Origin of the sequence: Lysinibacillus sp. PWR01 (assembly GCF_043359455.1) — a bacterium.
In the GTDB taxonomy this organism is placed as follows: Bacteria; Bacillota; Bacilli; order Bacillales_A; family Planococcaceae; genus Lysinibacillus; species Lysinibacillus fusiformis_F.
In genome coordinates, this window is sequence record NZ_JBHERJ010000095.1 from 57352 (window position 1) to 78860 (window position 21509).

A 21509-nucleotide genomic window follows, 5' to 3' on the forward strand; every position below is an offset into this window, starting at 1 on the left:
AAAAACTTCGGTAATCTCCAAAGCTGTGCCCATTTTTTAAATGCTATCATCACAATTAATAGGCCGAGCATTAGCATGAAAAAGTTTGACGTATCTTGAAGCGTTTACTTAAACCACCTGTAATAAAGCCCGCAAGAATCGTTGAAACACCACAGGCTATTGCTGTAAAACCGCCGAGTGTGATGCGATGAATACCTGCAATAATACCTACACACACACCAACAAGTGGTCCGCCAAAAATCCCTGCAATGGCCATACCAATTAACCTTGTATTGGCAATCGCCTCTTCTGCATTAATCGTACTATGTATCATCTGATTTAAAGGATGGATGGTCCCACTTTCAATTTTAATCCCTGTATAGCTGCTGATAATACATAGGCTACTAAAAATAATGATGAGCCATATTTTCTCTTTCATTCCTTGCTCCTGAAACAGCTTTTCTCGAAAGAGTCGCCATCTTGACATTACAATGATCAGCCCAACTCGCTCTCACATAAATAAAAATAGCTTTATCAAAGGTCACCTCCTAAAGTCATATCATTTTTTAAAGAATAAACGATAAGAGGTATAGCCAAAAATATCACCTGGATTAATCCCTTCTATCGCTTCTAATTGATGTCTTTCAAATTGATTGGAAGCCATTTCCTTTAACATCACAGAGGTTGTTTCATCTTGTGCTAGTTCCTGTGGATACAACCATTTAGCTTCTAAAATTTCTTTTTCTTGAATGGAAACCTGCTGCTGCTCATCTAGCATTCGACAATAAAAAATCGCCATATTATCACTGATATCATCACGGATGACACCTGTTCTAAATCCAATTAAGCCTGAGACTCTACAATCGATGCCTGTTTCTTCTTTGATTTCACGAATAACCGCTTCATCTACCGTTTCTCCTGCATTAACAAAACCTGCTGGCAATGACCAACGCCCCTTCAAGCCACTATAAGCCTTCTTTACAACCAACCATTGCCCAAGCTCATTCACCGTAACACCTGATACACCCAACCATATTTTCCCTCGATCTTTTCTCATAACCTTCACCTCTATCTACCTATTATACCTGCTCACTTTCTATGGAATGAAGCATTTATTCTGAATTTTACAGTTAATCCACAGTGAAAATGCTTCTTTCATTCAACCTCAATAAAAGAAGCTATTATACATTGCCTTGAATTTCACTAAATAAGGTCATAAAAATTTGTTGGAAGTGTCAAATGATTTTTAACATAGTTACTTACAAACAGGTAAATAAAAAGAAAGAAAAAAGCTCCTTTCATTCATCATGTTTTGCAACATCATCAATCAAAGAAGCCTATTATTGTTAGCCCATTATTCGAATGGATTTATTTACTTTTACTCACAAACCTCAGGCGTACCTTCACGCTTTGCTGTTCTGAAAGACGTACCACAGCCACATGATGCAATGGCATTTGGATTATCGATTGTGAAGCCACCGCCCATTAGCGATTGTTTATAGTCAATTTTTGTTCCCATCAAAATCGGCGCATCTTCACGGGAAACAAGAATTGTTAAACCATGCTGAACATCTTCAAAATCATCATCTTTTTTCTCTTTATCAAAATGCATGCCATAGGATAGCCCGCTACAGCCGCCACCATTCACCACTACACGTAAAAAAGAACCTTGTTCTTCATTATGCTCCATCATTTCATTAATATGAAAGCCAGCAGCCTGTGTCACTTCTATAATTTGCTTTGTACTTGTCATCCCAATCACCTTCCTTCTTACGTATTATCATAACAATTTTGACCATTGTATGACAAACATTCAGCTTCAAGTCGATTATAAGTTATAATTCTCATATTTTTCACATTAATAGTATTTTTTATTCATGTTAATAAAAACATCATTGGTATAATAGTTACAACGAATTCTTGGCAGGGGGTAATATATATGGAGATTTCACCATATTATGAGAAAAAAATTCAATGTTTAAATTGCAAAAAAGAATTTCCAACATTAAAAGTGCGTTCAAAATTTATTAAAGTAGATCATACGGAAACAGATTTTCAACCTATTTATGCAGATGAAGTGAATGCTCTCTATTATAATGTTTTTGTATGTGAGCATTGTGGCTTTTCCTTTACAGAAGACTTTACAAAATATTTTGCACCGGGTATCCAAGATGATATACGTACACAAATTACAGAAAAATGGGTGCATCATGATTTCAAGGGTGAACGTACCGTATTTCAAGCGATTCAAGCCTATAAGTTAGCGTTTCTTTGTGGCACGATTAAAAAAGAAAAAAATGTAGCGATTGCTGGACTAACTCTACGTCTTGCATGGCTTTATCGTTCCTTAAACAATAGTGGACAAGAAGAGCGCTTTATGAAATTAGCACGTGATTATTATATGGAATCTTATTCTACCGAGGACTACAGCTCTACACAAATGTCAGCTGTCCGAATTATGTATATGATTGCTGAATTATCTAGACGTATTGGAGATATTGAAAATGCGACACGCTTCTTTTCTAGAGTCATTGAAAAACAAAGTGTCGGTGGTGAGGCAAAAATTATAGATATGGCGAAAGAACAGTGGGCCATTATTCGTGAAGAAAAAGAACATGCGCGTCATAAATAGGTAAATAAAAAAGTTCTAGCTTGCAAACAGCTAGAACTTTTTAAAAAGGCTTAGAATACTTGCTCTACTTCCACGATACCTGGTACTTCTTCTAATAATGCTCGTTCAATACCAGCTTTTAATGTAATCGTAGAACTTGGGCAACTGCCACAAGCACCTAATAAACGTAATTTCACAACGCCATCCTCAACATCTACTAATTCACAGTCTCCACCGTCACGTAGTAAGAATGGACGTAATTTATCTAATACCTCTTGAACTTGGTCGTTAATTGTTGCTTCTGCCATTTATCTCGACTCCTTTCCTTATAATGATTATAATGTTAGCAACAGAAAAAATCCAATATTGAATCACAAGGAGAGAAAATACTATGCCATCAACAAAACCTATGATTGAAATTTATGGAACAGCTGTCATCTGTGCTAGTTGTGTCAATGCCCCATCTTCCAAGGATACATATGAGTGGCTACAAGCAGCCATCAATCGCAAATATCCAGATCAAGCATATGATATTCGCTATATCGATATTGAAGGTCCAATTGAGAATGAACGCGACCAAGAGTATGCGTCACGTATTCAAGACGATGAATTTTTCTACCCCCTTGTCCTCATTAACAATGAGGTAGTTGGAGAGGGCTATGTCCAATTAAAGCCTGTATTTACGGCCCTTGAAAATTTAGGGTTTGTCCCAGACGAAACGGTTTAATAAAAATAAAGGGATTGTTTCAAAATGATTTTTGAAACAATCCCTTTCAGCTAATTAATCATTTTGACGTTTGTAATACCATAATAATCCTGATTTCATTAAGCGAGCGATACGCCCAGTTACTGTTGTATCAGCTAAGTATACAAAGCCTTGTTTTTTACCAAGAGCTCCCATAAAGCCTTTTAATTTAATATCTGGCATCTTCTCTGGTAAATGTTCACCTTTCCAACGCATACGAAGTACTTTCACAATTTGCTCCGCTTGTTCCTCTGCTAATTGTGCTGTTGGGGCTAAATCTGATGAAGCACAATCTCCTACAACATAGACATGTTCATCATCGAGTAAATTAAAATACTGTGTGACAAGTGGACGGTCATGTTTATCTTTCTCAACATCCATATCACGCACAATTTTGACTGGCTGGACACCTGCAGTCCAAACCACTGCATCGAGTAAAATTTCATCATCATGATTAAAAATTTTACCTGGCTCTACTCTTGTAATATTTGAATTGGCAACCACATCAACATTATGCTTAACAAACCAATCCTTTACATACTTACTTAGTTTTTCTGGAAAATCTTTCAATATACGTTGACCACGGTCAAATAGCTTGATTTTTAAATCTGAGCGACTTTCACGTAGCTCACTTGCAAGCTCAATTCCACTTAGGCCAGCCCCTATAATTCCAACTGTAGACCCAGCTGGTAACCCACAAAGTGCTTGGAATGTTGCACGTGATTTACCCATTGTTTGAATGCTGTACGTATACTCTTCCGCACCTGGTACACCATGATATTTATCTTCACAGCCAAGCCCAATGACTAAATCATCATATTCTATACGTTGTCCGTCTTCAAGAATGACTACTTTTTCCGCACGATTAATTTCAACGACTTCTCCATATACGGCTGTTAAACGTTCATGCTCTGGGAAGCTTACACGAATTTCTTTATCTGTTGCTGTCCCTGCCGCCAATGCATAAAACTCTGTTTTTAAACTATGGAAAGGGGCTCTATCTACTATAACTACCTCTCTGTCTAATGGTAGGCTGTTTAATAGACGAAGCATGACACGCATATTGCCGTAGCCGCCACCTAAAAGTACTAATTTTCCCATAATAGTCTCCTTTTATATCTCTTTTAATAATTGTTCACAAAGTATCCACAAACGAGTATAACCGATTGTGAGAAGTTTCACAATATCAGAATGAAATTTTGTGAAAGATTTCACAAAATAAACGAGAACCTGTTCATTTCTATTGATTTTTAAGCCATTAATAACAAATTCCCTTTATCTTTTATTAAAAAACGTTTCTTTTCTCTTAAACATAAATAATTGACGAAAATCGTAAAACCGAGTAGCATTACTTTGGTGAGGTGACATGGATGAATCCAATGGTTGAATTTTGTATAAGTAATTTAGCAAATGGCTCTCAAGCAACTTATGAAGTACTCGAACGCGATCCAAACATCGACGTTTTGGAATATGGCTGCCTCAGTTATTGTACAAAGTGCTCAGAATCCTTTTATGCAATAGTAAACGGTGAATTAGTAGAAGCAGATTCTCCTGATGAATTAACGAAAGCCATTTATCAATTTATTGAAGAAAATCCTTTATGGTAGTTTTCTAAAATACCTATATGAATAAATTTGAACAAATAAAAAGGATGTTATGCTGAAAATTAGCATAAACATCCTTTTATTACTTTAGTACGTCCACTACATATGTAGGTTGGCATTCTTTTTCGAGGACAGTCTTTGTAGGCGTCACCCCAGTATTCACATGAATGGTGTCACAGCCAAATCGAATGCCACACATAATGTCCGTATCATAATTATCACCGATCATTACCATGTCTTCTTTCGCAATTCCATGTTCGGTCGCAATTACTTCCAGCATGGCTGGCGATGGCTTACCAATATAGATTGGTTCAACATCTGCAACTTCTCCTACCAAGCGTGCAAAAGAACCATTGCCTGGTAAGAACCCGTATTCTGTTGGGAATTTAATATCTTGATTCGTGGCAATAAAGGTCGCTCCTTGCTGAACAAAAACCGTGGCCCTAGCAAGTGCCATATAATCAAGCGTACGATCAATCCCCATAACAAATACATCGGGCTCATCCTCAACAGGCACAATATTTTCATTGAGTAGTGCCTGACGAATACCATCTGTACCCATCATCGCTACTTTTTTGCTTGGAAAATGTAGGGCCACATACTTTGCTGTGACCAATGCACTTGAATAAATATGCTCTAATGGCGCGTTCACGCCAATAGACAGTAAAGCTTCTTGCAGTTGTTCTCGCGTCTTCGAAGAATTATTCGTTACATAGAATGGCTCAATTCCTGCTTGCTGTAAACGATGAATAAAAGCTACCGCAGAAGGAATACCTTCCTTCCCACGGTAGACAGTACCATCTAAATCAAAGCAATAGGCCTTATATTGTTTCATTGATGATCCTCTGGCAAAAATGCTGAAACAGGTCCTAATTCATTTGTTAAATAATTATGAACTGCTGGCGAGAACTGCTTTAAAGCCATTAGATTGGCTGTTAGTACATGGATAACCTCTTGGATATCTACCTCTATAAACTCACGCACTAGCATTTTACGTAAGCCAACAACTGCTTTGTATGGTGCTTCCAAATCAGCAGCTACAACTTTTTCATCGACTAAAATATCAATAATATCCTCGTAGCTTCCTGGATCGCGCATAATGAAACCGTCAATCATTAAATTTCCTACATCCATCATTGACTCCATAATGTTGTGTCCAATTCGCTCGATAGCTAATTTCTTTATATCATTCTGAAGCCAGTTATCCTCTGTCTCCAAAATAGTTAATAGCCCATCTAAGTACTGTAAATTTTTTGTGATTTTATTACGATCTACAAAATACACAAGGAAAGCCCCCATTCAAATCTTTAAAAGTTGATAGTCTTTTCTCTTCTATAGTACCATAACTATAGGATTGGAAGGAGATTAAAAGATGGAACGTTTTTTTTTATATGATGATGTAGAAGATACGAAAACAAGATTTGTTAGTTTTGCTGGACAAAAGCTACGTTATGATTTAGCTATATTACAATCTGGCCGCTTCTTTGGAAAAGTGCTTGTCATGGATATCCAGTTCGGTCGCTTTGCTATTATTGGTCCTGATGATGTAGAAGAGCCTGGGTACTTAGAACATGTGTACAATCGCACAGAGGAAGAAACAATCGAATTACGGGAATACTTGCGTGAATTATTGAACTAACACCCATTTTATTGGGTGTTTTTTTATATAACATAAAAAAATTTCGCTAGCCATGGGCGATTGCGAAATCTTTTTACGTATTGTTATTTATTTAAAGTGGATGGATTATCTTTATTATGGGGCTTGTCTTTATTTTCATTATCATTTTGCTTTTTCGCTTGCTGATTTTGACCAATCACAGCTAAATCGTCTACACTAATATCAAAACCATACCCATATTCCTCTCGATCTAATGGCTTTTTATTGCGTTTTTCTTTTGCCAACATCATCACCTCCATTCATAAATTATCCCTTTTTTATTGATTTATACGCCCTTTTTCTCAATACGTTTAAGCTGTGACATCCTTAATAATCCACTGGGCAGCGCTTATTAAATCTGGAAAGACAGCATCTGCTAATGGATCTTGTTCCCCTAGGAAAACACCCTTTGTTCCTGCCCGTTTTCCTGCAATAATATCCGTATCTGTATCGCCTACCATATAGGATTTTGATAAATCAATGTTATATTTCTTTCCTAAATCCACAATTAATTTGCTATTGGGCTTGCGGCAGGCACAACCTGACTTAGGTTTGTGCGGACAATAAACGACTTCATGGATCACTGCCCCTTTTTTCTTTAGCTCCTTCACCATATGTTCATGTATTTTCTGTAAGCCACTTTCCTTCATAAAGCCTAAACCAACCCCACCTTGATTTGTCACGACAAACACATAATCAAAATGCTTATTTAGCTTTCTGATTGCCTCAGGCACTTGCGGTAAAAAGTACAAATCCTTAGGCTTATTCACAAACTTCACACGATTGGTCAGTACTTCATTGATAACACCATCACGATCTAAAAATACGGCTTTTTTCATTTGCAACACACCTTCGATAAGCTGTTTTGTGCTTTAGTTTTCCCCAATTACACAAAAGCTAACAATCATGAAAAAAAACCTGATGCCTATCACATCAGGTTTTTGTATAAGAGTTTATTCTGCTAAAGGTTCATGGTCTGTTGGCTTTGTTACTTCACTCATGTCCACTACTTCTGGCTGTTTCATAACTTTCCCCAATTTACGTAATACGAAATAAGCACAGCCAAAATTACAGTATTCGTATAGATAATCTTGAAGCGTACTTATTTTTGTATCAAAAGTGGATTTTTGATTTTTATCATCAAAAAATCCCTTTAAACGTAACTGGTTATAGCCCCAATCACCTACAATATAATCGTATCTGGCTAAGATATCTGAGTATCTTTCCTGAAAAACTTCCTCCTGAAAGGCCTCGCGATAATCTTCTATTAGTTCATATTCTAATCCTTCAACTATGATCAAAGTGACACCACCCTTTTCGTTCAGCCTTGACGTTTACACTTCCGCTTGTAATTGACGTTCTTTCGTTGCAGCATTTACTTGTTCGTCTGCATGATAACTACTACGTACAAGTGGGCCAGCCTCACAATGCTTAAAGCCTTTCTCCATGGCAATCTTACGCAGTTTACCAAATTCTATTGGTGAATAGTATTTTTTAACTGGTAAATGCTTTTTCGTTGGCTGTAAATATTGACCGATCGTCATAATATCTACATTATTTGCACGTAAATCGTCCATGACTTCTAAAATTTCTTCATGTGTCTCGCCTAATCCAATCATTAGTGATGATTTCGTTGGAATTTCAGGCTGCATCTCTTTAGCTAAACGCAGGAACTCTAAAGAGCGTTCGTATTTTGCACGAGCGCGCACTCTAGGTGTTAAACGGCGTACTGTTTCAATATTATGATTTAAAATATCTGGTTTTGCATCCATTAACATTTGAAGGTTCTCCTTCATCCCGCCTAAATCTGATGGCAATACCTCAACAGATGTGAAAGGACTTTTACGACGAATTGCACGTACTGTTTCTGCTAGAACTTGCGCTCCGCCATCCTTTAAATCGTCACGTGCGACCATTGTAATAACAACGTGCTTTAAATTCATAATGGCTACTGAATCTGCAACGCGCTCTGGTTCTGCCAAATCTAGTTCATTTGGTAAACCTGTTTTCACTGCACAGAAACGACAAGCACGTGTACAAACGGAACCAAGAATCATCATGGTAGCAGTACGTCTCTCTCCCCAGCATTCATGGATGTTTGGACAACGAGCTTCTTCACATACTGTATGCAGATTTTTCTCACGCATCAGCTTTTTAAGCCCTTTATATTCATCATTCGTGTTTAGTTTTATTTTTAGCCAATCTGGTTTTCTTACATGTTCTTCTTTACTTGTAGGTTTACAAGATGTCATACGAATATCGCCCCTATCAAAAATATACATTTTTTAATATTAACTATCTTCACTGTTGTCAATGTAACATATTAAAGGCACTCCAACAACTATCACAACAAACATTTCTATTTATAAGGGACAGGTATTTCTATGGACGGTTGTGGCGCGTCACTACTATTGGTATAAATGTTTGGAACAGGCCCCCTTGTTAGGCCCATCGCTACAGGTATATCCTGTGCAACGGTAGAAGATTTACTAGCGAAAGGAACAATAATCTGAACATTTACCTCTAAATGAATACCTACCTCCACATAAGCACTATTGATTCCAAATTCTTGAATAGAGGATGTCACATTACTATGAACATTCCCAATCACATGGAAGCGAATCGGGATCTTTGGCCCCAAATTTCCAAGCAAGGGAATATTGGCTGCTTGACCAAGCGGTACAAAAAAGACAATGCCATCACCATCTTGGATCCTGTTAATATCATATTCAACATTATCTAATTCAGGTAAATGGGATAGCTCTCCCTGTTCAGCTTGCTCCAAATACATTTTAACAAGCTCTAATGTCTCTGCTCGAACACGATTAATGATTTCTGTATTAAACTTAGTCGTCATCATTTCAGACGTACCTGGAGGAATATCTTCAATGATATCATTTACATCTAATACATTAGAGGTACGTGAATTAATGGCTTTACTCACAACATATGAGGCAATCTTCGTAGTTTGCACTTCCGCATATTGCAAATAGGTTGGCATGAGCCGTTCATTTAAATAATAAATAAATAATATAAGGCAAACAACCATACTAACAATTAAAATCGTTAATTTATTAAGACGCATTCCCCTTCTACCATATGAGCGTAATTTCATTCTTTTTCGAGGGAAAAACAAAAAAATCTCCTCCTGTTCCATAACGTATGAACAGGAGGAGTAATTTATTCTACTTTTGCGGGAACCACATAATCCGTCTCAACATTTTCAATTGTTACATCAGGATAATCCACTAAATTAATTTCATATGTAGCTGCCAGCAATTGATCTTGTTCTTCAAAAATACGAATCCATGGTAATGCTGCATCCAACGTGTTTTGTCTAGATACAATCCCACGGCGTCCATCTGATAATTTTAAAATAACACCATTTGGATAATGAACGACAGCTCTTTTTAAAGCTTTTACAATTCGAGCATCATAAAGAGTGCCCGAGCCAGCTTCAACAATAGCTAGTCCTTGTGAAGGGAGCATCTTCTCCCGGTATACACGATTCGTTGTCACCGCATCAAAAACATCTGCAACACCAATTATCTTGGCAAATGGATGAATTTCAAAGTCAACAAGTCCTCTTGGATAGCCACTTCCATCAATACGTTCATGGTGTTGGAAAGCACAGTGCGCCACAAGCAGAGAGATTGAATGTAAATTCCGTAATAAATCAAAACCGTAACGAGCATGCATCTTCATCATTTCAAACTCATCATTCGTTAAACGTCCTGGCTTTGTTAAAATATCTTTCGGTACCATTAGTTTACCGACATCGTGTAATAACGCACCTATCCCGATCAAACGTAAATCCTCAGCAGAGTAGCCAAGTTCTTTGGCAATGGCAATAGAATACAATGTCACTTGGAAAGAGTGTTGATATAAATATTCATCAAATAAATAAGCATCTGTTAAAATGGTTAGAATTTCATTATTTCCAGTAACTGCAGAAAGTAATTCATCTACGATCGAAACAATTGTCTTTGATTGCTGATCTAATATATAAGAAGCATTTACTGGATTCAAACCATCAATGGACTGGAACGAATCCTTTATAGTTTTGATGACTTTATTTCGCATAGCAGGTGGAACGGTCTCTTCTACTTCTATTCCCTCAGAAATCTCATCGTCAATATATAAATAATGTGTATTTAACTGTTGAAGTCTTTGAATAATACGGTCATTAATGACAACATCTTTCTTTAAAAGCGGATGACCTGCCTCATTCCAAATGGTTCTTCCTAATACCATTCCTTCTTTTAATACATCGATTGAAATTAATCGCATGACTTCTTCCCCATTCCATTCTTTAAACTCTCTCTATTGTTTAAAGAATCTTTGACCATAATCTATCATAATGTTTCGTAAAAATTCAGGTAAAATATATTGTTTTTTTGCATATTTAAAACTTGGATAAAAATAACCAAATGTAAACAGATCCAATGTGACCAGTTTATAAATGTGATTTTGATCTGCTAGCTTACCATTAATTAATAATTGCCGATTTTCATTCATGGAAAATCCATATGTCAATATTTTTCCAAAAATGACGCCTCTAAACCCTAGTCCTTTTAGTTCGATATAGGGCCATTCTTCATTTTTAGATTGCATATAAATTTCTTTCATTTCAGCGACGGATAATTCAATTGTACATAAATTAATTGGATGTGGAAAAATTCGGTGCAAATCTAAGGCAGTCACTATTCCCTTAGGAAGACCATCTAAAAATATCCCTGCATTGAATAATGCACAGTCCGCTCCGCTTTTTTCCAAAATTGCATGTGCAAATAAATCAGATAGCTGTGAATAATGGAACCATTCCTTGTTGTAGGCTTTCTTTGTTGTAAAAACTGGAGTATCCAATATTCTGTTTCCTTCATCCTCCAAAAACTGTACCACTTTCTGTTCATTTTTAACAATTGGCAAATCCTTATTATGAATTAAAGTATCCTTTTTTTCAACAATTTTCCTCAATTTTTTATCATATTCTATGATAAGATGTCCAGTATATTGGCCAAACTTACCTCCACCTGTCAGTAAAACCCCATTAATCACTTTGCCCTCTGGTAGGACATGATGAGTATGAGAGCCGAATATAACATCAATTTCTGGACACTCATCCGCTAAGAGCTCATCCTCTGTAATGCCTAAATGGGATAAGCATACAACAATGTCTACTTCTTCACGTAGTTGATGCGCTAAACGTAGCAGTGTACTTCTAGCGTCGTCCATATGCCAATTTAATTCTTCATAATATACTTCAAACATGGCCGTGGCTGCAATGACGCCAATCTTCGTACCCATTGCTGTTGTTAAGATTACATAAGGCTTCATCCATGCTGGCTTCTTCCCGTGGGAGGCATATACATTTGCAACTACAACATCAAAATTAGCATTATCATATAAGTGGAAGAGCTCTTCATGGGATAATGTAATGCCTTCATTGTTGCCGATTGTCACCACATCGTAACCCGCCTCATTTAGCAATCGCACATTACCTTTCCCAACTGTTGCTTCTGTATAAATGTTGGAACGATCTAAATGATCTCCAACATCAAACAAATAGCTTGTTTCCCCGATATTCCCTAATTTATTGCGCATTTCTTTCACATAGCTTTGCATTCGTGGCCAATACTTAAAATGACTATGCAAATCATTTGTGTGAAAAATATGGATCTTTTCAAGCATTAAAGCCACCTCACTTTAAATTAAGCTAATATGCCTTCTATAATAGATCGAATTCCTAGTAATAATAGAATAATCCTTAAAGCTAGTACAAGTGTATCGGATTTAATCCTCTTATTTAACGCAGCACCCAGCTTTGCTCCAACATAAGCCCCAGGAATAACTGGAATAGTATAAAGCCAGGGTACATGACCGAAATAAACATGGCTTGCAGAATTAACAATGGACGTTAAAAATACCATAAACATCGATGTTGCCACCGCGACATGTGGGGGGAATAAGAATAAAATAATCATTGCTGGCACGATCATGGAACCGCCACCTATTCCAAATAAACCAGAAGCAAAGCCAATACCAAATGTTAATGTAATAGCAAACCAAATGGGATAGCCATATACATAGGTTTTTCCCTCAGAGTCAGTAAACTCTTGCTGCATACCATTTTTTACAAACCATTTTACAGGCTTCAGTTTGTCTCTCACAAGCAAAATAATCGATAAAATAATAAGTAAAATACCGAAATATAAATTAAAGGATGGTAAATCTAATCCTTTATTGACCCATGCGCCAAGGATTGTTCCTGGAATACTTCCAATAAAGAATATAAAACCACTTTTATAATCCACCGTTTTAGATTTCATATAGCTTAGCGTGGAGGCAAGTCCCGTGAAAATCATCATCACCACTGATAAACCGACTACTTTTTGTGGTGTAATATCTGGGATCATTCCTAAATTTAAGCCGATGTATAATGTTGCTGGTACTAATACTACACCACCACCTAGCCCAACTAATGAGCCAATTAGACCAGCAAGCAAGGCAATGATGACTAATAAAATAAACTCCATTATAGTTCCCCTTCAAACATGTTTAATTGTTTAGGTGCCAACCCGACATCGTTAATATTCAACATACCTTGTAGCTCTTTTGCGTTTTTCGCTGCATGATTACCAGAATTATTATTAAATAAAACGAAGAGTTCATTGACCTCTGGTTCAAGCTTTTTCATGCTATCCCCAAGCTGCTGTAATTCTTCTTTATTATAATCATATAAGAAGCGAACTTTACGCCAATTTTCTGCATTTCCTGTGTTCCGCCAGCCATGTATATTGCGACCATGGAGACGAATCAACGCTTTATTTGCAGTCACTACAGGGTAGAAAGGAACAGATCCTACACCAGCCTGTGGTTCATCACAAATCGTATGGATAAATTGATGTTCTCGTAAGAAATCTATCGTCTGCTTGACAACATTTTCTGCATACCATGTTTGATTTCGAAATTCAATCGCTACTTCAAAATCCTTTAGCTGCTGTCGGATATACAATAAATATTGCACATTTTTTCCTTGGCAATCAAACCATGGTGGAAATTGTGCTAATACCATGGCTAGCTTTCCATAACGTTTAAATTCATTGGCACATTCAATAAATGCATTGAACATATCATTTTTTGATTCAAAGGGAATCTCTCCACGTAAATGACCCGTCATTCCTTGGTAAGCTTTCACAACAAAACGGAAGTTTTCAGGTGTATCCTCACACCATTTCCGAACATGCTCTTTGGCTGGTATGGCATAAAAAGAAGTATCTACTTCAACCGTTAAAAAATGACCTGTGTAATCAAATAATTTATCCTTTGAAGTAGTCACTCCACTATAAAGTGAAGGGTGATCGCCCCAACCAGTTAATCCTACTACAATCATGTGACATCCTCCTCTATGTACATAATCATAGCACACAGTATGTCACTACAAATAAACATCATGTAAAAAATATACCTTCTTTTATCACTTAATTATGCCAAAGAAAAAGCATGAGTCCATCTTCCATTGAACTCATGCTACTATAACAGGCGACGTTTATTTCACAAGATTTTGCTGAATAGCCTCTAAAAACTTAATTCGGCTATATGCAGGGCCACCTTCCATTAGTGGATCTAGTACATTAACAAATACTCGGTCATTTTTAAATGCAGTAATATTTTGGATGATTGGATTCTTTTTAAAGTCTTCTAAAGCATTCGGCGCGTCCGCATTTTCATCTGTTGAAAACTGCACAAATAAATAATCAGGATTCATATCTGCAAGTTGCTCCACAGAAATGGCCTCTTGAGATTTAGCTTTAGCAACTTCATTAGGTACTGCTAAACCAAGCTCGCCATAAAGAACTGCATTTAAAAATACTTCTTTTGGATAAACATACGCTTGTCCCCCACGAATACGAATAGCCGCTACTTTTTGATCTTGTAGTTTTTCAGTTAACGTGGACTTAGCAGCTTCAATATCAGCTTTATATGTAGATAAGATCTTCTCAGCATCTGCTTGCTTACCAGTTAGTTCTGCTAGTAAATTCAAATTAGATTCCCAGTTCGTCGAAATATGTGAAACTAAAATTGTAGGTGCAATTTTCTCTAATTTACTTTGTACCTCTTCTGGGAACTTTGTGGACCCTAAAATGACATCTGGATTTAATTCTAATATTTTTTCAAAGTTTGGTTTAATCTTCTCACCAATAGATTCTGCTTTGTCTGTTACAGAAGCATAGAGCTCAGGGAACTTGCCACCAATAGCAATAGCTCCAACTGGGTGAACATCCAGCACCACCATATCCTCCATTGCTTCCATAGCTCCTGTTACAACAATTCTTTCCACTTTTTCTGGCACTTCATAGCTTTCACCAAGATATTCAATCGTTCTCGTGCCATTTTCATTTGTTGATTCTTCTTTTGTTTGTGTCACTTCTTCTTCTTTTGGTGTATCAGTGGAAGATTCCTCTTCTACTGCCTTCTTCTCTCCACATGCGGCGAGAATGAGCATAAATAATGCTATGAAACTAATAAATAAAAACTTCTTTTTCATTTACATATTCTCCTTTGAAGATGATTAACTATCTCATCTGGCTTATTGAAGTACTGAACATCTTCTAGATTTATCAACCCCTTCTTAATTGATATTGATTCTCATTATCATTTTAGTATGTAATCTTAAAAAAATCCAGTACTATTTCTCTCCATTTTTATTCGCAACATAAAAACACAAAAAACCCCTAGTCACAATTTAACTTTATCGTCTGCCTCTCGTTGGGACACACTCGATGGGACATAAGGTAAAATGCGATAAATACTAGCCCCTTTATTACCGTTTAATCTCATTCTTGGTACTTTTTCGATGATGCCTAATTTCTCTAACTTTTAACGCTACGATAAACTGTCTTTGTGCTGATCTCCAATGCTGCAGCAATAGTGGCAGCTTTCAAATGACAGGCTCCTGGATGTATCCAAAGGATGCGTTAGAAAAAATCATGATTACATTGGATGTAAAGAACTTAGGTGACTTACAGCAGCATATAGACAAGGACACAGATAACTAATATTGGTTGTCTGTTTTTTTATGTACTTTCACCAATAAATTCCCTAAAATGTAATTATGGAGGGAGGAATGTATAATGAAACAATTACTATACATAGGGTCATTATCAGTATTATTACTTGCTGCATGCGGTGATGAAAGCATTGCTACAATAACCCCAGACGAATTTAAAAAGTTGGAACAAGGTATGAGTTTAGATGAAGTAGAAGAAATAGTAGGTGGCAAATCAAAAAATCCAGAAGCAAAAGAAAATGAAGACTTACGATTGTTTTTAGACTATGACGGAGAAAATGGGATAGATAAAGAATCTTCTGTATCACTTGTTTTTAAAGATGGAAAATTAGAGACACTTATTGAAACTGGCTTATTAGAACCCAAAAAAGAATTAACTAAAGAAGAAAAAGAGAAAATTGATGAAAACATTGCCCAAATAATTAGTAAAGTTTCAACAGAAGAAGTCGAAAAAATCATTACTGATAAACTAGGAAAAAATAATAACTCGCAGAAAAAAGTAATAGAAAAAGTAGAAGCAACCGATAGTGGTTTAAATCTAACTTTAAATGCTTCGGATAATTTCACATTAGATATGATGAAACGTGGTATGTGGATGGATTCTATAAAAATTTTAGAACCACTTTCAAAAGTTGATAATATTAAACAAATAAATGTCGATTGGCAGCTACCTCTTATTGACAATTACGGTAAAGAGAACGATTCCGCAGTAATGAAGTTTAGTATAGATAAAGCAACACTAGATAAAATAAATTGGGATAATTTTTTAACAGAAAGCTTCCCAGATGTAGTTACTAATTATAATGAACACCCAGCTTTAAATGAAAAATAGGTATAGGCCGCTCAACTGAGTGGCTTTTTTTATATGTATTATTGGTAATATTTCTATAAAATAAGATTACAAATATCTGTAAGGGGTGCATGACATGGATACAATAGCAGAAACAATTAAATTCACTGGCTTTGGTAAGAAGAAAGCAATGGCTAAACAAATTCAAATGAAAATAATGGTAATATCATTTTTCAAAACTATCTTGGAAATTATTTAACACCTTCTACGGTTCGAGAAAGTATAGAGAAGTATTGTAAAAAAGCTGGTGTAGATTATAAAGGTACTCATTGTTTCAGACACACACATACAGTGTTGCTTTTAAAATCGGGGGCTAGTATAAAATTTGTTTCTAACCGATTAGGGCATAAAACAATTAAAACAACTTCTGATACTTACTTAGATATTTCTGAGAAAATAGAAGAAGACGAACTAAAAAAGTTCGCCTCCTACACAAATGATAAAATCTGAATCGGCACGTTTTCGGCACGGCAGATTTTGATTGTTTTTCTAACGCCTCTAAAATCCTTATATATCAAGCATTTCAGGTGTATTACCCGATACTGCCCTCCATCTCGAATTTAATCAGACGGTTCATTTCTACTGCGTATTCCATTGGTAGTTCTTTTGTGAATGGCTCGATGAAGCCCATTACGATCATTTCTGTCGCTTCTTCTTCGGAAATTCCGCGAGACATTAAATAGAATAATTGTTCTTCAGATACTTTTGAAACTTTTGCTTCGTGCTCTAAAGATACATTATCATTAAAGATCTCGTTATAAGGAATTGTATCAGAAGTCGATTGATTATCCATAATCAGCGTATCACATTCGATGTTAGCACGTGCACCACTTGCTTTAGGACCGAAACGAACTTGTCCCATATACGTTACCTTACCACCTTGTTTAGCAATCGATTTAGAGACGATTGTGGAAGATGTGTTTGGTGCCATATGGATCATTTTAGCGCCAGCATGTTGGTGTTGTCCTTTACCTGCTAATGCAATCGATAATGTCATACCACGAGCACCTTCACCTTTTAGGATACATGCTGGGTATTTCATTGTTAATTTAGAACCGATGTTACCATCAATCCATTCCATTGTACCGTTTTCTTCTACAACTGTACGTTTCGTTACAAGATTGTAAACATTGTTCGCCCAGTTTTGAATTGTTGTATAACGGCAATAGGCATCTTTACGAACAACAATTTCTACAACTGCTGAGTGTAAAGAGTTTGTTGTGTAAACAGGAGCTGTACAACCTTCAACATAGTGTACGTGAGCGCCTTCATCTACAATAATAAGTGTACGTTCGAATTGACCCATATTTTCTGAGTTAATACGGAAGTAAGCTTGTAACGGTGTTTCTACTTTAACACCTGGTGGCACATAAATAAACGATCCACCTGACCATACTGCTGAGTTTAAAGCAGCAAATTTATTGTCTGTGTAAGGAATCACTTTGCCCCAATATTGTTTGAAAATATCTTCGTTTTCACGTAGAGCAGAGTCAGTATCTTTGAACACAATACCAAGATCTTCAAGGTCTTTTTTCATGTTGTGATAAACTACCTCAGACTCATATTGTGCAGATACACCTGCAAGATATTTTTGCTCTGCTTCTGGGATACCTAATTTATCAAAAGTTGCTTTGATTTCATCAGGTACTTCATCCCATGATTTTTGAGTAGCTTCTGATGGTTTTACATAGTACGTAATTTCATCAAAATCTAAATCTCCAAGATCGCCACCCCATTGTGGCATCGGTTTTGTATAAAAAGTTTCAAGAGCTTTTAAACGGTATTCTAGCATCCATTCTGGCTCTTGTTTCATATTTGAAATTTCACGGACGATTTCTTCAGTTAAACCGCGTTTTGAACGGAAAATTGATACGTCCTTGTCATGGAAACCGTATTTGTAATCGCCGATATCAGGCATTTTTTTAGCCATCGTTTCTCCTCCGTTCATTGAGATGTATTTTTATAGGTAATCATCCCTTGCTTTGAGTGAAGGCATAGTAGCTTTCACTCAAGAACAAGGAAGTAAGATTTATTTCACACCTTTTTCCATTGCTTTCCAAGCCAATGTTGCACACTTAATTCGTGCTGGGAATTGTGAAACACCTTGCAGTGCCTCAACATCCTCAAGGTCATATTTATCACTGTACTCCTCACCCATCATCATTTTAGAAAAAATATCAGAAAGCTCAATAGCTTCCTCTACTTTTTTTCCTTTGATGAGCTGTGTCATCATTGATGCAGAGGACATAGAAATAGAACAGCCTTCACCATCAAATTTTGCATCCTCTACAACACCGTCTGTCACTTTCAATGTTAAGTGAATACGGTCGCCACAAGTCGGATTATTCATATCGATCGTTACAGCATTCTCATCTAAAGATCCTTTATTACGAGGATTCTTATAGTGATCCATAATGACTGAACGATATAGTTGATCTAAATTATTAAAAGACATCGCCAAAATACTCCTTCGCAGAACGTAACCCTGCAACTAAACGGTCAATATCCTCCTCTGTATTGTACAGATAGAAGCTTGCTCGTGCTGTCGCTACTTGCTGAAGACATTTCATTAGTGGCTGTGCACAATGATGTCCTGCACGAACAGCAATACCATTCATGTCAAGCACCGTTGCCACATCATGTGGATGTACATCATCTAGATTAAATGTTACTAATCCACAACGCTTCATAGGGTCACGTGGGCCAAAAATTTTCAAACCGTCAATTGTTTCAAGTTGATCCATTGCGTAGCCTGCAAGCTTATGCTCATGCTCTAGAATGTTATCTAACCCGATATCAGTTAAGAAATCAATAGCGGCTCCTAAACCTATTGCACCTGCAATAATAGGCGTTCCACCTTCAAATTTCCACGGTAATTCCTTCCACGTTGACTCATAAAGCCCAACAAAATCAATCATTTCGCCACCAAACTCAATTGGCTCCATCTTTTCAAGGTGTTCCTTTTTACCATATAGTACACCTATTCCAGTTGGTCCGCACATTTTATGCCCTGAGAAACCTAAGAAATCTACATCCAAATCTTGCACATCAATTTTCATATGTGGCGCAGCTTGTGCACCATCGGCTACCATGACAGCACCATTAGCATGTGCAATTTGAGCAATTTCTTTAATTGGATTTATTGTTCCAAGTACGTTTGATGCCATAGACACCGAAACAATTTTTGTTTTAGGTGTGACTGTCGCACGTACTTTCTCTAGGCTAAGAGTGCCGTCTGCTTCAAGCTCAATGTATTTTAAAGTTGCATTTTTTTCTTTGGCTAATTGTTGCCAAGGAATAATATTGGAATGATGCTCCATATGAGTAATGACAATTTCATCACCCTCAACAACATTTGCACGACCATAACTTGTCGCAACTGTATTTAAAGCGGTTGTTGTACCACGCGTAAAAATAATTTCCTGTGTTGATTGCGCATTAATAAACTTACGAACCTTTTCACGAGCACCTTCATATTTATCTGTTGCACGGTTTCCTAGTGTATGCACGCCACGGTGAACATTGGAATTATCAAATTCATAATAAGCTTTAATCGCTTCAATCACTTGAACAGGCTTCTGAGACGTCGCTGCACTATCAAGATATACAAGTCTATGACCATTTACATCCTGATTTAAAATTGGGAAATAGCTTTTAATGTCTTTATTCATCATTAGCGAACTTTCCTTTCAATAACCTCCGTCAGTTGCTTTTGAACGCCTTCAATTGGTAATTGCGTAACAACTGGCGCAAGGAATCCATGGATAACAAGGCGCTCTGCTTCTGCTTTCGAGATACCACGGCTCATTAAATAATAAAGCTGTAATGGATCTACTCGACCAACAGATGCTGCGTGTCCTGCTGTTACATCATCTTCGTCAATTAATAAAATTGGGTTTGCATCCCCACGAGCTTTTTCTGACAGCATTAATACACGTGATTCTTGTTGTGCATCGGCTTTTGTCGCACCATGCTCGATATAGCCAATACCGTTAAAGATTGACTGAGCTGCATCTTTCATTACACCATGCTTTAAGATATGCCCGTTTGAGTTTTTACCCCAGTGACGAACCTCAGTAGTGAAGTTAAGTTTTTGTTCTCCACGACCAACTACGACTGTTTTTGTATCTGCATGAGAACCGTCACCAATCAAATGCGTAATGTTTTCAGAGATTGTATCAGAATCATTCATTAGACCAAGAGCCCAGTCAACTTTTGCGTCACGCGCTAAACGTGCACGACGATTAACATATGTCGTAAATCCTTTTGCAAGGACATCTACTGCACCATATGTCACCTGTGCATTATCTTGAACAACGACTTCCGCAATAATATTCGCTTGCCCTTTTGCCTCTTCAACTGTTGAAACATAAGTTTCCACATATGTTACTGCTGAATTCGCTTCTGCTACTACTAAAACATGGTTATATAATGAAGCTTCCGCATTGTCATTAAGGAAAACAACTTGAAGTGGTTGCTCAATGATCACGTTTTTTGGTACGTATACAAACACTCCACCATTAACAAGTGCTGTATGAAGTGCTGTTAACTTATGCTCATCTACTTTAACAGCTTCTGTCATAAAGTATTTTTGTACAAGTTCGCCATGCTCACGAACTGCTGTGAAAATATCAGTAAAAATAACACCTTTATCAGCAAGTTCTTGTGATGCCTTAATATATGCTGGTGTATTATTACGTTGAATATATAGGTTTTCTTGTGCTTCAAGGTCAATTAAACCTTTTGCTTCTTCAGGTAGAGCATCCAATGAAGGGAATGCCTCACTATGAACTGCAAACACTGGGAAGTTCATGAAATCCCATTTTGTAATATTCGTTCTATCTGGTTTTGGCAAATCTAAACCAGCTACTTTGTCTAGTGCTGCCGCGCGAAGTTCTGTAAACCAAGTAGGTTCACCATTTGCTTCTGAGAACGAGCGCACGTCCTGTACTGTTACAGGCAAGTTAAGTTCCACTGTCATGCTAGTTCGTCC

At 36.9% G+C, this 21509-nt stretch carries 28 protein-coding genes; 7 read left to right on the top strand and 21 right to left on the bottom strand.

Translation table 11 applies throughout. The annotated features are described in order from the left end of the window. Positions 1 to 70 precede the first annotated feature (70 nt). The 3 genes from ACEVFT_RS21865 to ACEVFT_RS21875 all read right to left on the bottom strand — a co-directional run bounded on the left by ACEVFT_RS21865 (position 71) and on the right by ACEVFT_RS21875 (position 1732). The gene (locus tag ACEVFT_RS21865; protein WP_393951293.1) at positions 71 to 466 is read right to left on the bottom strand and encodes a LytS/YhcK type 5TM receptor domain-containing protein; all 396 of its coding nucleotides are present in this window, start codon (positions 464 to 466) and stop codon (positions 71 to 73) included. A gap of 72 nt (positions 467 to 538) precedes the next feature. Beyond that, positions 539 to 1036, bottom strand: coding sequence for an NUDIX hydrolase (locus ACEVFT_RS21870; RefSeq protein ID WP_036078588.1), 498 nt, complete (start codon positions 1034 to 1036; stop codon positions 539 to 541). 321 nt (positions 1037 to 1357) lie between these two features. Beyond that, on the bottom strand, positions 1358 to 1732 hold the full coding sequence (locus tag ACEVFT_RS21875; RefSeq protein ID WP_048394421.1) for a HesB/IscA family protein: 375 nt from the start codon (positions 1730 to 1732) through the stop codon (positions 1358 to 1360). Between the two features lie 186 nt (positions 1733 to 1918). On the opposite strand from ACEVFT_RS21875, the gene ACEVFT_RS21880 reads away from it, so the two are divergent. After that, on the top strand, positions 1919 to 2611 hold the full coding sequence (locus tag ACEVFT_RS21880) for a DUF2225 domain-containing protein (protein ID WP_048394419.1): 693 nt from the start codon (positions 1919 to 1921) through the stop codon (positions 2609 to 2611). Between the two features lie 50 nt (positions 2612 to 2661). On the opposite strand, the gene ACEVFT_RS21885 is transcribed toward ACEVFT_RS21880, so the two are convergent. Then, a complete protein-coding gene (locus ACEVFT_RS21885; RefSeq protein ID WP_004228295.1) occupies positions 2662 to 2898 on the bottom strand; it encodes a NifU family protein in 237 nt (78 codons plus the stop codon). 83 nt (positions 2899 to 2981) lie between these two features. Between ACEVFT_RS21885 and ACEVFT_RS21890 the strand changes: the two genes are divergently transcribed. After that, the gene (locus ACEVFT_RS21890) at positions 2982 to 3317 is read left to right on the top strand and encodes a YuzD family protein (protein WP_054549443.1); all 336 of its coding nucleotides are present in this window, start codon (positions 2982 to 2984) and stop codon (positions 3315 to 3317) included. Positions 3318 to 3371: 54 nt separating this feature from the next. Here the strand turns inward: ACEVFT_RS21890 and ACEVFT_RS21895 are convergent, their stop codons facing one another. Next, entirely contained in the window at positions 3372 to 4436 is a 1065-nt protein-coding gene (locus ACEVFT_RS21895) for an NAD(P)/FAD-dependent oxidoreductase (protein WP_004228288.1), read from the bottom strand. A gap of 269 nt (positions 4437 to 4705) precedes the next feature. Between ACEVFT_RS21895 and ACEVFT_RS21900 the strand changes: the two genes are divergently transcribed. Then, a complete protein-coding gene (locus ACEVFT_RS21900; RefSeq protein ID WP_004228286.1) occupies positions 4706 to 4942 on the top strand; it encodes a YuzB family protein in 237 nt (78 codons plus the stop codon). 79 nt (positions 4943 to 5021) lie between these two features. Here ACEVFT_RS21900 and ACEVFT_RS21905 read toward each other — a convergent pair whose 3' ends face one another. Both ACEVFT_RS21905 and ACEVFT_RS21910 read right to left on the bottom strand, forming a co-directional pair. Next, complete coding sequence (locus ACEVFT_RS21905) at positions 5022 to 5774, bottom strand: TIGR01457 family HAD-type hydrolase (RefSeq protein WP_048394415.1); 753 nt, start codon at positions 5772 to 5774, stop codon at positions 5022 to 5024. After that, entirely contained in the window at positions 5771 to 6223 is a 453-nt protein-coding gene (locus ACEVFT_RS21910) for a DUF86 domain-containing protein (RefSeq protein WP_048394413.1), read from the bottom strand. Before ACEVFT_RS21910 ends, ACEVFT_RS21905 begins: the two co-directional genes overlap by 4 nt. 88 nt (positions 6224 to 6311) lie before the next feature. Here ACEVFT_RS21910 and ACEVFT_RS21915 point away from each other — a divergent pair, with 88 nt between their 5' ends. After that, on the top strand, positions 6312 to 6578 hold the full coding sequence (locus tag ACEVFT_RS21915; protein WP_009371988.1) for a DUF3055 domain-containing protein: 267 nt from the start codon (positions 6312 to 6314) through the stop codon (positions 6576 to 6578). An 83-nt stretch (positions 6579 to 6661) separates the two neighbouring features. On the opposite strand, the gene ACEVFT_RS21920 is transcribed toward ACEVFT_RS21915, so the two are convergent. From ACEVFT_RS21920 to ACEVFT_RS21965, 10 genes are all read right to left on the bottom strand, one after another. Then, positions 6662 to 6856, bottom strand: a complete 195-nt coding sequence (locus tag ACEVFT_RS21920) for a hypothetical protein (RefSeq protein ID WP_175400780.1) — start codon at positions 6854 to 6856, stop codon at positions 6662 to 6664. A 51-nt stretch (positions 6857 to 6907) separates the two neighbouring features. Further along, on the bottom strand, positions 6908 to 7435 hold the full coding sequence (locus ACEVFT_RS21925; protein ID WP_374805734.1) for a D-glycero-alpha-D-manno-heptose-1,7-bisphosphate 7-phosphatase: 528 nt from the start codon (positions 7433 to 7435) through the stop codon (positions 6908 to 6910). Between the two features lie 114 nt (positions 7436 to 7549). After that, positions 7550 to 7897 carry a YutD family protein gene (locus ACEVFT_RS21930; RefSeq protein WP_004228271.1) on the bottom strand — a complete coding sequence of 116 codons (348 nt, stop codon included), beginning with the start codon at positions 7895 to 7897 and terminating at the stop codon, positions 7550 to 7552. Between the two features lie 33 nt (positions 7898 to 7930). Next, positions 7931 to 8848 (bottom strand): lipoyl synthase, encoded by a 918-nt coding sequence (lipA, locus tag ACEVFT_RS21935; RefSeq protein ID WP_004228269.1) that lies wholly within the window; start codon positions 8846 to 8848, stop codon positions 7931 to 7933. 107 nt (positions 8849 to 8955) lie between these two features. Next, positions 8956 to 9753 carry a sporulation protein YunB gene (gene yunB, locus ACEVFT_RS21940; protein WP_048394406.1) on the bottom strand — a complete coding sequence of 266 codons (798 nt, stop codon included), beginning with the start codon at positions 9751 to 9753 and terminating at the stop codon, positions 8956 to 8958. A 23-nt stretch (positions 9754 to 9776) separates the two neighbouring features. After that, positions 9777 to 10886 carry an HD-GYP domain-containing protein gene (locus ACEVFT_RS21945; protein WP_066038192.1) on the bottom strand — a complete coding sequence of 370 codons (1110 nt, stop codon included), beginning with the start codon at positions 10884 to 10886 and terminating at the stop codon, positions 9777 to 9779. 33 nt (positions 10887 to 10919) lie between these two features. Next, on the bottom strand, positions 10920 to 12287 hold the full coding sequence (locus ACEVFT_RS21950) for a bifunctional metallophosphatase/5'-nucleotidase (protein WP_048394403.1): 1368 nt from the start codon (positions 12285 to 12287) through the stop codon (positions 10920 to 10922). A gap of 20 nt (positions 12288 to 12307) precedes the next feature. Next, positions 12308 to 13132, bottom strand: coding sequence for a sulfite exporter TauE/SafE family protein (locus ACEVFT_RS21955; protein WP_054549446.1), 825 nt, complete (start codon positions 13130 to 13132; stop codon positions 12308 to 12310). Next, the gene (locus ACEVFT_RS21960; protein ID WP_054549447.1) at positions 13132 to 13989 is read right to left on the bottom strand and encodes a DUF72 domain-containing protein; all 858 of its coding nucleotides are present in this window, start codon (positions 13987 to 13989) and stop codon (positions 13132 to 13134) included. Before ACEVFT_RS21960 ends, ACEVFT_RS21955 begins: the two co-directional genes overlap by 1 nt. Positions 13990 to 14145: 156 nt before the next feature. Beyond that, entirely contained in the window at positions 14146 to 15144 is a 999-nt protein-coding gene (locus ACEVFT_RS21965) for an ABC transporter substrate-binding protein (protein WP_103118721.1), read from the bottom strand. Positions 15145 to 15730: 586 nt separating this feature from the next. On the opposite strand from ACEVFT_RS21965, the gene ACEVFT_RS21970 reads away from it, so the two are divergent. The 3 genes from ACEVFT_RS21970 to ACEVFT_RS21980 all read left to right on the top strand — a co-directional run bounded on the left by ACEVFT_RS21970 (position 15731) and on the right by ACEVFT_RS21980 (position 16966). Next, positions 15731 to 16498: a hypothetical protein gene (locus ACEVFT_RS21970; protein WP_393951294.1), complete on the top strand. Its 768-nt coding sequence runs from the start codon at positions 15731 to 15733 to the stop codon at positions 16496 to 16498. A 94-nt stretch (positions 16499 to 16592) separates the two neighbouring features. Further along, positions 16593 to 16715, top strand: coding sequence for a hypothetical protein (locus tag ACEVFT_RS21975; protein WP_255409625.1), 123 nt, complete (start codon positions 16593 to 16595; stop codon positions 16713 to 16715). Further along, positions 16685 to 16966: a tyrosine-type recombinase/integrase gene (locus ACEVFT_RS21980; protein ID WP_233732843.1), complete on the top strand. Its 282-nt coding sequence runs from the start codon at positions 16685 to 16687 to the stop codon at positions 16964 to 16966. Before ACEVFT_RS21975 ends, ACEVFT_RS21980 begins: the two co-directional genes overlap by 31 nt. Positions 16967 to 17048: 82 nt before the next feature. Here the strand turns inward: ACEVFT_RS21980 and sufB are convergent, their stop codons facing one another. The 4 genes from sufB to sufD all read right to left on the bottom strand — a co-directional run bounded on the left by sufB (position 17049) and on the right by sufD (position 21497). Then, the gene (sufB, locus tag ACEVFT_RS21985; protein WP_016993620.1) at positions 17049 to 18446 is read right to left on the bottom strand and encodes a Fe-S cluster assembly protein SufB; all 1398 of its coding nucleotides are present in this window, start codon (positions 18444 to 18446) and stop codon (positions 17049 to 17051) included. Positions 18447 to 18545: 99 nt separating this feature from the next. Then, positions 18546 to 18971, bottom strand: a complete 426-nt coding sequence (sufU, locus tag ACEVFT_RS21990) for a Fe-S cluster assembly sulfur transfer protein SufU (protein WP_016993621.1) — start codon at positions 18969 to 18971, stop codon at positions 18546 to 18548. Then, a complete protein-coding gene (locus ACEVFT_RS21995) occupies positions 18961 to 20190 on the bottom strand; it encodes a cysteine desulfurase (RefSeq protein ID WP_048394396.1) in 1230 nt (409 codons plus the stop codon). The genes sufU and ACEVFT_RS21995 overlap by 11 nt, the downstream gene beginning before the upstream one ends. Further along, positions 20190 to 21497: a Fe-S cluster assembly protein SufD gene (gene sufD, locus ACEVFT_RS22000; RefSeq protein WP_103118723.1), complete on the bottom strand. Its 1308-nt coding sequence runs from the start codon at positions 21495 to 21497 to the stop codon at positions 20190 to 20192. The genes ACEVFT_RS21995 and sufD overlap by 1 nt, the downstream gene beginning before the upstream one ends. Positions 21498 to 21509 lie beyond the last annotated feature (12 nt).